General features: G+C 63.3%; 10 protein-coding genes and 1 pseudogene. 7 read left to right on the top strand and 4 right to left on the bottom strand.

Annotated features, from left to right (window positions below; genetic code table 11):
• Position 1 precedes the first annotated feature (1 nt).
• The 5 genes and pseudogenes from AC244_RS29505 to AC244_RS29525 all read left to right on the top strand — a co-directional run bounded on the left by AC244_RS29505 (position 2) and on the right by AC244_RS29525 (position 4,461).
• The gene (locus tag AC244_RS29505; RefSeq protein WP_053252384.1) at positions 2–844 is read left to right on the top strand and encodes a carbohydrate ABC transporter permease; all 843 of its coding nucleotides are present in this window, start codon (positions 2–4) and stop codon (positions 842–844) included.
• Positions 844–1,896, top strand: coding sequence for an ABC transporter ATP-binding protein (locus tag AC244_RS29510; protein WP_053252385.1), 1,053 nt, complete (start codon positions 844–846; stop codon positions 1,894–1,896). Before AC244_RS29505 ends, AC244_RS29510 begins: the two co-directional genes overlap by 1 nt.
• 2 nt (positions 1,897–1,898) lie before the next feature.
• Positions 1,899–2,633, top strand: a pseudogene (locus AC244_RS37720) (glycerophosphodiester phosphodiesterase); the annotation flags it as partial.
• Positions 2,625–3,638 carry a LacI family DNA-binding transcriptional regulator gene (locus AC244_RS36870; RefSeq protein WP_053252396.1) on the top strand — a complete coding sequence of 338 codons (1,014 nt, stop codon included), beginning with the start codon at positions 2,625–2,627 and terminating at the stop codon, positions 3,636–3,638. The pseudogene AC244_RS37720 and the gene AC244_RS36870, both read left to right, overlap by 9 nt.
• 1 nt (position 3,639) lies before the next feature.
• Complete coding sequence (locus AC244_RS29525; protein ID WP_053252386.1) at positions 3,640–4,461, top strand: inositol monophosphatase family protein; 822 nt, start codon at positions 3,640–3,642, stop codon at positions 4,459–4,461.
• A 3-nt stretch (positions 4,462–4,464) separates the two neighbouring features.
• Here the strand turns inward: AC244_RS29525 and AC244_RS29530 are convergent, their stop codons facing one another.
• Complete coding sequence (locus tag AC244_RS29530) at positions 4,465–5,322, bottom strand: glycerophosphodiester phosphodiesterase (RefSeq protein WP_053252397.1); 858 nt, start codon at positions 5,320–5,322, stop codon at positions 4,465–4,467.
• An 18-nt stretch (positions 5,323–5,340) separates the two neighbouring features.
• Here AC244_RS29530 and AC244_RS37725 point away from each other — a divergent pair, with 18 nt between their 5' ends.
• The gene (locus AC244_RS37725) at positions 5,341–5,592 is read left to right on the top strand and encodes a hypothetical protein (RefSeq protein WP_202596136.1); all 252 of its coding nucleotides are present in this window, start codon (positions 5,341–5,343) and stop codon (positions 5,590–5,592) included.
• A gap of 15 nt (positions 5,593–5,607) precedes the next feature.
• Here the strand turns inward: AC244_RS37725 and AC244_RS29535 are convergent, their stop codons facing one another.
• Positions 5,608–6,525: a hydrogen peroxide-inducible genes activator gene (locus tag AC244_RS29535; protein WP_053252387.1), complete on the bottom strand. Its 918-nt coding sequence runs from the start codon at positions 6,523–6,525 to the stop codon at positions 5,608–5,610.
• Positions 6,526–6,692: 167 nt separating this feature from the next.
• Between AC244_RS29535 and katG the strand changes: the two genes are divergently transcribed.
• Positions 6,693–8,867, top strand: a complete 2,175-nt coding sequence (gene katG / locus AC244_RS29540; RefSeq protein WP_053252388.1) for a catalase/peroxidase HPI — start codon at positions 6,693–6,695, stop codon at positions 8,865–8,867.
• A gap of 102 nt (positions 8,868–8,969) precedes the next feature.
• On the opposite strand, the gene AC244_RS37295 is transcribed toward katG, so the two are convergent.
• Both AC244_RS37295 and AC244_RS37730 read right to left on the bottom strand, forming a co-directional pair.
• Positions 8,970–9,146, bottom strand: a complete 177-nt coding sequence (locus tag AC244_RS37295) for a hypothetical protein (protein WP_161807915.1) — start codon at positions 9,144–9,146, stop codon at positions 8,970–8,972.
• Between the two features lie 140 nt (positions 9,147–9,286).
• On the bottom strand, positions 9,287–9,439 hold the full coding sequence (locus AC244_RS37730) for a hypothetical protein (RefSeq protein ID WP_202596135.1): 153 nt from the start codon (positions 9,437–9,439) through the stop codon (positions 9,287–9,289).
• Positions 9,440–9,601 lie beyond the last annotated feature (162 nt).

The following is a 9,601-nucleotide window of genomic DNA, read 5'->3' on the forward strand; positions in this document are numbered from 1 at the left end:
CATGGTCGAAAAGACGAGAGTCTCTGCGAACTTCTCCAGCGTCCCCGTCATCCTGGCGCTCGGGCTTCTGAGCCTGCCGCTGGTGCTGATGTATGTCTATCTCTTCATCGACACGGTCAGCAATTCTGAGACCGGCTCGCTGATCCCGAACGAGTTCACGCTCGAGCATTGGAGCTTCCTTTGGGAGACGAAACCCGGCAAGCCGAACATCTGGCTGGTAACGCTCAACACCTTCGTCTTCACCTCAGTCATCACCACGGTAATCCTTCTTGTCTCCTCGATGGCCGGCTATGTGCTCTCGCGCCTTAACGTCCCGGCGCGCGGCTTCTTCCTCGCCGGCGTCATGGTGCTGCACGCCTTTCCGTCGGTGACGCTGATCATCGCGATCTTCATCGTGCTCCAGTATATCGGCCTCTATAACTCGCTGCTCGGCGTCATCCTGGTGAAGGCGGCGATCGACCTGCCGCTCGGCATTTGGCTGATGAAAGGCTTCTACGACACCGTGCCCTGGGAGATCGAAATGGCCGGCGTCGTCGACGGCGCTTCGCGCTTCACGGTCTGGCGCCGGCTCGTCCTGCCGCAGATCAGGCCGGCCGTCATGGCGCTCGGCCTCTTCTCCTTCCTCTCCGGTTGGAGCGAATTCATCCTGCCGCAAGTGCTGGCGCCCGGCGCTCAGGTCCAGGTGCTCTCTGTCTATCTGGCGAGCCTGATCGCCGACGACAACAATTTCGATTTTGCCACCTTCAAGGCCGTCGGCGTCTTCTACGTCATCCCGGTCCTGATCCTTTACGTCTTCTTCCAGAAGCATCTCATGAACATCTACGGCGGAGGCACGAAGGGCTGATGCGTATCCTGCTCGACAAGTTTTCAAAGAGTTTCGGCAGCACCAAGGTCATCGAGGAGATGGACCTCGAAGTGGGCTCCGGCGAGATGCTGGCGCTGCTCGGCCCCTCCGGCTGCGGCAAGTCCACGACACTGTTTGCCATCTGCGGCATCCACCGGCCGACATCGGGCCGCATCCTGTTCGGCGACAGGGACGTCACCGGCCTGCCGAGCCAGGAGCGCAATGTCGGCGTCGTCTTTCAATCCTATGCGCTCTATCCGCATATGACGGTGGCGGAGAATATCGGCTTCCCGCTCACGGTCCGGCGGATGGCCGCCGCCAACATCAGGAAAGAGGCGGCGGAAATCGCCGCACTCGTTCACATCGACAACCTGCTCGACCGGCGGCCCGCACAGCTTTCCGGCGGCCAGCAGCAGCGCGTCGCTCTTGCCCGCGCGCTGATCCGCCGCCCGGACGTGCTGCTGCTCGATGAGCCGCTCGCCAACCTCGACGCGAAGCTTAGGCTCGAAATGCGATCGGAAATCCGGCGTCTGCAGAAGGAGACCGGCATCACCGCCATTCTCGTCACGCACGACCAGGTCGAGGCGATGTCCATGTGCGACCGCATCGCGATCATGAAGGCCGGCGAGATCGTGCAGATCTCCACGCCGTCCGAGATGTATAATGATCCCCGCACGGCCTTCGTCGCCGGCTTCCTGGGCAATCCGCCGATCTCCTTCCTGAAGGGCATGGCGGAGGGAGGTGCCTTCGTGTTCGGAAATTCCATCAGGCTGATGCTGCCGGCGCTCGCCGCCATTCCGGACGGCGCCGTCCTGACATTGGGCGTGCGGCCGGAGCACTTCGGCACATCGGGCGACGTTCAGGTGGAAGGCAAGGTTGCCTTCGCCGAGACGCAAGGCCGCGAGAACCTCTATGACGTCGTTCTGCCAGATCGTTCGGTGCTGCGCTCCATCCAGCCGGTGCGCAATGACGTGGCGGTCGGCGATCCCGTTTGCTGGAGTCTCGACAGCAAGGCGGCCCTCGTCTTTGCCGAAGACGGCCGGAGGCTTTAAGCATGCGGGACTTTTCAGCCTTCTTCATCCGCTTCGGCTGGCCGACAAACAAGGGCAGATTGCCCTTCTGTATCGGCCATCGCGGCGCAAGCGGGCACGAGCGGGAAAACACCCTTGCCGCCTTCCGCCGGGCCTCGGAACTGGGCGCCGAGATGTGGGAACTCGATACTCAGATGACTGCCGACGGCGTCGTGGTCGTCTCGCATGACGACCACTTGGAGCGCGTCTTCGGCGAGGACCTGCATATCTCCCGGATGGGATTCGCGGAACTGCGTGCTGCCGTCCCGGACGTGCCGAGTTTCGAGGAAGTCGCGGCGCTGGGCCGCGAGACGGGTTGCGGGCTCTACGTCGAGCTGAAGCGCCCCGGCACCGGCCCGCTCTGCTGGCAGCACCTGAAGGTGATGAACCAGCCTTTCGCGTGCCTCGGTTCGTTCGACGTGGCGCAGGTGCGGGAATTGCGCGACATGGGCTGCGACTATCCGCTCTCCGTGCTGGTCCGGGTTGGGGCCGATGCCCATGCGCTCGGTGAGGAGGCCGGCGCCGATATCCTCCATCTCTGCTGGGAGCGGGCGAGCGACACGCCGCAGGATCTCGTCACCGCGGAATTGATCGGGAAGGCCCTCGGCGACGGCAAGGAACTGGTGCTGTGGCACGAGGAGCGGCCGGAGGTGCTCAAGGATCTGATGGCGCTGCCGGTGCTCGGCATCTGCACCGACCTGCCGGACCTGATGCGACCGAGGGAGACGAGCGGCGGTGCCCGCGAGCCGCGCCGTGTGACCTCTTTCGACGTGGCGCGCGTGGCAGGCGTTTCCCGCGCCGCCGTCTCGCGCGCCTTCACACCCGATGCCAGCGTCTCGAAGAAGACCAGGGAGAAGGTCTACCAGGCGGCCAAAGAACTTGGCTACCGGGTCAACTATCTCGCGCGAAGCTTGACGAACAAGCGTTCCGATCTCGTCGGTCTCGTGGCGGCGGGCCTCGACAATCCGTTCCGCACCCGGCAGCTCGACCATCTCGCCCGCGCGCTGATTGCTCGCAACTACCGGCCGATCCTGCTGCCGACGTCCAAGGAGGCGGACACCTCGACCGTGATCGAGCAGTTGCTGCACTACGCCGTTTCCGGCGTCATCGTCACCTCCGACGCACCGCCCTCGCATATCTGCGAGGAATGCGCCGCCGAAGGCGTCCCAATCGTGCTGATCAACAAAGGCGAGGATTTTCCCTTCGTCGACCGCGTCGTCTCCGACGATCGGATGTCGGGCTATACCGCCGCCGAGTACCTCCTGGAGGCCGGTGCAAAAAAGCTTGCCGTCGTCGCCGGCACGGCCGTTTCCTATTCCTCCCGCCGCCGGGCCGAAGCCTTCCAGGGTCGCTGCTCCATGCTGGGTGTCGAGGCGGCGCTGATCCCCGTCTCCCTCAACGACTACCGGCATGGCCGTGAGGCAGCGCAGCAACTGCTCGATCTCGGAATCGACGGTGTCTTTTCCGTCAACGACTACATGGCCTGCGGCGTGCTCGATGGCCTTGCCGACGCCGGCAAGGGTGACGGTTCGGTCAAGGTCATCGGCCATGACGACATCCCGCAAGCCAGCTGGTCGGCCTACGAGCTCACCACCTTCCTGCAGCCAGCCGATCTGCAGGCCGAACAGGTGATCGATCTGCTCATCAGCCGCATGGCCGAGCCCGATGCGGTTGCGCGCGTGGAGTTCACGCCGGTGACCCTGATCAAGAGAAGAAGTGCGTAAAATGTCAGCTCCATTCGATATCTCCTCCTTGCAGGCCCGCGCCGAGGCCGCGATCCGTATCGCCCGCCGTGTCGGCAGGGAGGCGGCGGCCTTCCGGGCGGAGGCCCCGCCCGAGACGCTCGCTGTCGAGAACAAGGGCTTGCAGGATTTCGTCACCGCTGCCGACAGGCGCGCCGAACAGGCGATCCGCACGGCAATCGCCGACGAGTTCCCCAATGACTCGGTCATTGGCGAGGAGGGCGGCGGCCATGGCCGCGACAGCGGCACCTGGGTGGTGGATCCGATCGACGGCACCACGAATTTCATCCGCGGCTTCCGCCACTGGGGCGTGTCGATGGCTTTCATCGCCGGCGGCGAGCTTTTGATCGGGGTGATTTACGACGCCACGCAGGACAAAATCTTCCACGCGATCCGCGGGGAGGGTGGTTTCAAGGAAGGTCAGCCGATTGCGGCCGCGAAGACCAGCGATCCGACCCAGGCGATCGCCATCCTGGGCCATTCCCGCCGCACGGATTTCGAGGACTATCTCGCCGTCTCGCGCAGGCTCTATGAGCGCGGCATCGACTACCGCCGCATGGGCGCTGCCGCGATCGGGCTGGTCCGTGTGGCCGAGGGTGTCGCGGACCTTTACTACGAGCGGCATCTGGCCGCCTGGGATATGCTGGCAGGGGTCCTGATTGCAAGGGAAGCGGGAGCAATCGTCGCCATGCCGCCGCTTGAGCAGCTTCTCGATCGCGGCGGGCCGGTGGTCGCTTGCGCGCCGCGGATTGCAGGCGAGTTCGCGTTCCTGGCGGAGATGGAACGCCTTCCCACCGGCGGATAGGCTTCAGCCAGCCTCCACCCGCCGAAGCCAGGCACGTTCAATGGCGGGAGCGACATCCGTGGTGATCTGGTCGGGCCTCAGCGCCATGAGGGACGAGAACTCCTGCCATTCTTCCTCGGCGAAGCCTGCCTGCGGATTGTCGAGGTTGTAGGTCCAGGCGTCGACGCGCTTGCCCTTGTCATGGCAGAGGCCGATCAGGTCCAGGCCGCCGCGCGCCGCTTGCAGCACAAGCTGCCAGGCCAGGTAGATCGTCTCGGGCTCAGTCGGTCCGTCAAGATCGGCCACCAATTCCCGCTCTACAGCTGCGAGGCCAGCGTCGCGACAAATTTCAAGGAGCTTGTCGGTTGGATCGATGCCGCGCTTGAGATCCGGCAGTCGTCGTTTGATGGCGAGGATGAGCTCCAGATCCGCTCCGCTGACGATGATCTGCTGGCCGACGTCGCGGAAATGATGGCTCAGATGCTCGACACCGCGTTCGCCGACGGTTGCGAAATCGTCCTTCATGTCGAACTGGAGAAGGGCATCTGGGTGCGCCGCAACCAGCATGACGGCAAGGTCCTCGCTGAGCGTAATGGCACGCCCGTTTTCCTTCATCCGTTGAAGATGAAGCTCGGCCGCCTGCATGCGATGGACTGGCCCTGAGCCGGTTGTCTCACCTTCCAACACGTCGTCGTGAAGTACGGCGAACCCGCCGTCCGCCCGCACCCTCAGGTCAATTTCCATCGACGCGCCAACCCGGAATCCCTCCGTCATCACCTCTGGGGAGAACAGTGGGTCGCCATCATATCGGCGGAGACGGTGCCACTTGAGCCGGGTCGTGTGCCCGAGATGAGTCAAACTGAGGCCGGAAAGTGCATTCATGAGGCACCGGATGAACGGATGGAACACGGGCGACGTCATGCCATTCAACTTGCATGGGCGTTCGATCCGTTTCCCGTAGAGATGAAGGATGTCAAAGATATAACAGGTCGATGGCTCCACGAGATTGATGCTTGGCTGGAGGCAAAATGCGAAATACCTGAACCGGAAAGCCCGCAAGGATCGCTGGGCATGGAACTTCGGCATTCAGCAGGGACGCCCCATAACGGTTTGGAATCTGCGATTGCCTATTGTCGCTATGCCGATGACTGACATAACGGTTTCCTTTCACGGGGCTCCATCCATTTGCCTCTGCCTGCTCAGTCCGGCTTCGCGCACGATGTCGGCGATCCGAGTGAACTGCGTCGACAGTGGATTGGTCTTTCGCCAGACCATCCCGATCGTTCGGGTGGGACGGGGGCCGGCAAGCCGGGACACGCAAACCGAAGAGGACCGCGTTTCGGTCTCGATAGCCATCTGGGGGATAAGCGTCACACCTATGCCCGCACCCACCATCTGAACGAGCGTCGAAAGCGAACTCCCCTCCATTACATCGCGCGTCGATGCGGTCGTGATGTTGCAGACGGACAGGGCCTGGTCCCGGAAGCAATGCCCCTCCTCAAGCAGAAGCAAGCGCATCTCGTGAAGCCGCTCCGAAGCCGGCACCGGCTTCCCTGCATCCTCCAGCGGCCGCACCAGCACGAAATCCTCGTCAAAGAGTGGGATTTCCTCCAGGGCAGGCTCCGAAATCGGCAGCGCGACGATGGCGATATCCAGTTTCGCCTCCGCCAAGTCCTCGATCAGTCTTCGCGTGATCGCCTCACGCGGTCGCGGATCGAGCCCCGGATAGAGCTGTGTGAGCGCCTTTATGATGCTTGGTAGCAGATACGGCGCTACCGTTGGAATGATGCCGAGGCGAAGGCGGCCCGACAGTGGCCCATGCGCAGCCCGTCCGAGGTCTTCCAGTTCGTCAACAGCGCGCAAAATCGCGCGCGCACGGCCAACGAATTCCTCGCCGAGACCCGTCAGCCGTATGCGGCGCCCACCTCTTTCCACGAGCGGCGCGCCGAGCAGTTCCTCCAGTTCCCTTATCTGCACGGACAGCGCGGGCTGCGAGATGGCGCAGCTCTCCGCGGCGCGGCCGAAATGGCCGATCCGGGCAAGGGCGTCAAAGTAGCGGAGATGTTTCATGGTTAGGCCATTCATAACCTCAGCATATCGCAGCCTTTAGAATATACAATTGGAGTTTATGGAATCGGCTTGTTATTCATTAGCCACTCGGAAGACGCTTTCCGGCGGCGCTGACCCAAGAGGCGTGCCCGCCAAGTCCTTCCAGTGTCCGTAGATCGAAGAAAATCCGTTGGAGGACCAAAATGGATACGAAGACAACCGCGACCGGCAAGTGTCCGGTCATGCACGGCGGCGCCACGGCTCTCGGCAACTCCGTCATGGAATGGTGGCCCAACGCGCTCAACCTCGACATCCTGCACCAGCACGACAGCAAGACCAATCCGCTGGGAAAGGGGTTTAACTATCGCGAAGAACTCAAGAAGCTGGACGTGGAAGCGCTGAAGGCGGACCTGCGCGCCCTGATGACGGACAGCCAGGAATGGTGGCCGGCCGACTGGGGTAGCTATGTCGGCATGATGGCGCGCGTCACGTGGCACGCGGCCGGCTCCTACCGCGCCGCCGACGGCCGCGGCGGTGCCAACACCGGCAACCAGCGCTTCGCCCCGCTCAATTCCTGGCCGGACAATGTCAATACCGACAAGGGTCGCCGCCTGCTTTGGCCGATCAAGAAGAAATACGGTAACAAAATCTCCTGGGCCGACCTGATCGCGCTTGCCGGCACCATCGCTTACGACGTCGCCGGCCTGAAGACCTTCGGCTTCGCCTTCGGCCGCGAGGACATCTGGGCGCCGGAAAAGGACGTTTACTGGGGTGACGAGAAGCAGTGGCTCGCCCCGAGCGACGGCCGATACAGTGACGTCTCCAAGCCCGAGACGCTGGAAAACCCGCTTGCCGCCGTGCAGATGGGCCTCATCTACGTCAACCCGGAAGGCGTGAACGGCAGGTCCGATCCGCTGGCGACCGCCGCGCAGATGCGCGAGACCTTCGCACGCATGGGCATGGACGATGAGGAAACGGTTGCACTCACCGCCGGCGGCCACACCATCGGCAAGTCCCACGGCAACGGCAACCCGGGTGACCTCAGCCCCGATCCGGAAGCCGCAGGCCCGGAATTCCAGGGCCTCGGCTGGATGAACACCAAGGGTCGCGGCATCGGCCGTAACACGGTCGTCTCGGGTATCGAGGGCGCCTGGACCTCCGAGCCGACGAAGTGGGATAACGGCTTCTTCGAGATGCTGTTCAAGCATGAATGGACGCTGACGCACAGCCCCGCAGGCGCGTCGCAATGGGCGCCGATCACCATCGCAGAGGAGGACAAGCCGGTCGACGTCGAGGATCCCTCGGTCCGCACCATTCCGATGATGACCGATGCGGACATGGCGCTGAAGGTCGACCCGATCTACCGCGAAATCTCGCTGCGCTTGATGAACGACTTCGAGGCCTTCTCGGATGCCTTCGCTCGCGCCTGGTTCAAGCTGACGCACCGCGACATGGGTCCGAAGTCCCGTTACCTCGGCCCGGACGTGCCGGCAGAAGACCTCGTCTGGCAGGATCCGATCCCGGCCGGCCGCAAGGACTACGATATCGGGGGCGTCAAGGCGAAGATCGCGGCGTCCGGTCTTTCCATCTCGGATCTGGTTGCCTCGGCGTGGGACAGCGCCCGCACGTTCCGCGGTTCGGACTTCCGCGGCGGCGCGAACGGCGCCCGCATCCGTCTCGCCCCGCAGAAGGACTGGGAAGGCAACGAGCCGGCGCGTCTGGCCCGTGTTCTCGCCGTGCTGGAGCCAATCGCCGCGGCATCGGGCGCAAGCCTTGCCGACGTTATCGTGCTCGCCGGCAACTACGGCGTCGAGCAGGCGGCGAAGGCCGCAGGCTTCGATATCGAAGTGCCCTTCGCCGCAGGCCGCGGCGATGCAACCGCCGAGCAGACGGATGCGGACGGCTTCGCCCCGCTCGAGCCGCTCGCCGATGGCTTCCGCAACTGGCAGAAGAAGGACTATGTGGTGAGCCCGGAAGAGCTGCTGCTCGACCGCGCCCAGCTCATGGGCCTGACCGCGCCGGAAATGACAGCACTCGTGGGCGGTCTCCGCGTCATCGGCACGAACCATGCCGGCACTGCGCACGGCGTCTTCACGAGCCAAGTCGGCGCGTTGACGACGGACTTCTTCGCCACGCTGACCGACATGAGCTATTCGTGGGTTCCGACCGGCAACAACCTCTACGAAATCCGCGACCGCAAGACCGGCGAGACCAAATATACGGCGACCCGCGTCGACCTCGTCTTCGGCTCGAACTCCGTTCTTCGCGCCTATGCGGAGGTCTATGCCCAGGATGACAACAGGGAGAAGTTCGTCAAGGACTTCGTTGCGGCCTGGACCAAGGTCATGAACGCCGATCGTTTCGATCTGGCTGCATGATCCCTGGGATTTCCCAGTCAACGCCTCCCCCCGTCAAAACGGGGGGAGGCTGTCGAATCCGACGCCTCTGGAGATCGGCTCATCCGCACTCATGCTCAAAGGCTAGGAACGGCTTGCCGGCTTCTTCGCCAGCTTCTCAGATTTGACACTCCGGCCTGACGGCATCTTTCCGGCCCCCTCCCGCGCGTGGGCCTCCGGGCCGGCGACGATCGTGCCAGGTTTAGAACTCTCCCGGCGATCGTTTTCTTTCGATTTGTGCGCTTCAGCCTCTTTTTCCATGGTTGCCGTTCCTCCGTTGCAAGACGCAACCTTAACGGCGCCGCCGTTCCTCTTCATCCGCGACCGGCTCGATCCAGCATGGTCGTCTGGCCGAAGATCCTCGGCGGCGTGCTCGTGCTTGCCGCCATCACTTGGGCCCGTCAGATTGTCCTCATCATCTCCCAAATCTGGAGCGGGTCTCTGTGGCCGGTCTGGTGAAGCACGATAATCCTCTTGGCGAGCTCCTCGGCCTCCTTGCTGCCGACCGATAGGTTGCGCTCCTCCAGCGCCTTGTGGAGCACGCCTTCAAGCATCGCCAATTCGTCAGGATGGATGGGAAAATCAAAACTATTGATCCGGCACGGTGATAGTTAGGCTGCGTATCGGCATCGGGGGTCGCGGAAGAAGGCTCGCACGGCGTCTGGCGACTGTGCCAGGCCGGTCATGTGGCTTTCGGCCGCGGCCTTGAGCCTGGC

Origin of the sequence: Ensifer adhaerens (assembly GCF_001270265.1) — a bacterium.
Lineage (GTDB): Bacteria > Pseudomonadota > Alphaproteobacteria > Rhizobiales > Rhizobiaceae > Ensifer > Ensifer adhaerens_B.

What these genes read in the sequence shown, in the direction of transcription:
- AC244_RS37295 (WP_161807915.1), bottom strand. Translation starts at nt 9,146, where the DNA reads ATGGAAAAAGAGGCTGAAGCGCACAAATCGAAAGAAAACGATCGCCGG.
- AC244_RS29535 (WP_053252387.1), bottom strand. Translation starts at nt 6,525, where the DNA reads ATGAATGGCCTAACCATGAAACATCTCCGCTACTTTGACGCCCTTGCC.
- AC244_RS29530 (WP_053252397.1), bottom strand. Translation starts at nt 5,322, where the DNA reads ATGAATGCACTTTCCGGCCTCAGTTTGACTCATCTCGGGCACACGACC.
- AC244_RS29505 (WP_053252384.1), top strand. Translation starts at nt 2, where the DNA reads ATGGTCGAAAAGACGAGAGTCTCTGCGAACTTCTCCAGCGTCCCCGTC.
- AC244_RS29510 (WP_053252385.1), top strand. Translation starts at nt 844, where the DNA reads ATGCGTATCCTGCTCGACAAGTTTTCAAAGAGTTTCGGCAGCACCAAG.
- katG (WP_053252388.1), top strand. Translation starts at nt 6,693, where the DNA reads ATGGATACGAAGACAACCGCGACCGGCAAGTGTCCGGTCATGCACGGC.
- AC244_RS36870 (WP_053252396.1), top strand. Translation starts at nt 2,625, where the DNA reads ATGCGACCGAGGGAGACGAGCGGCGGTGCCCGCGAGCCGCGCCGTGTG.
- AC244_RS37725 (WP_202596136.1), top strand. Translation starts at nt 5,341, where the DNA reads ATGGAACACGGGCGACGTCATGCCATTCAACTTGCATGGGCGTTCGAT.
- AC244_RS37730 (WP_202596135.1), bottom strand. Translation starts at nt 9,439, where the DNA reads ATGCTTGAAGGCGTGCTCCACAAGGCGCTGGAGGAGCGCAACCTATCG.
- AC244_RS29525 (WP_053252386.1), top strand. Translation starts at nt 3,640, where the DNA reads ATGTCAGCTCCATTCGATATCTCCTCCTTGCAGGCCCGCGCCGAGGCC.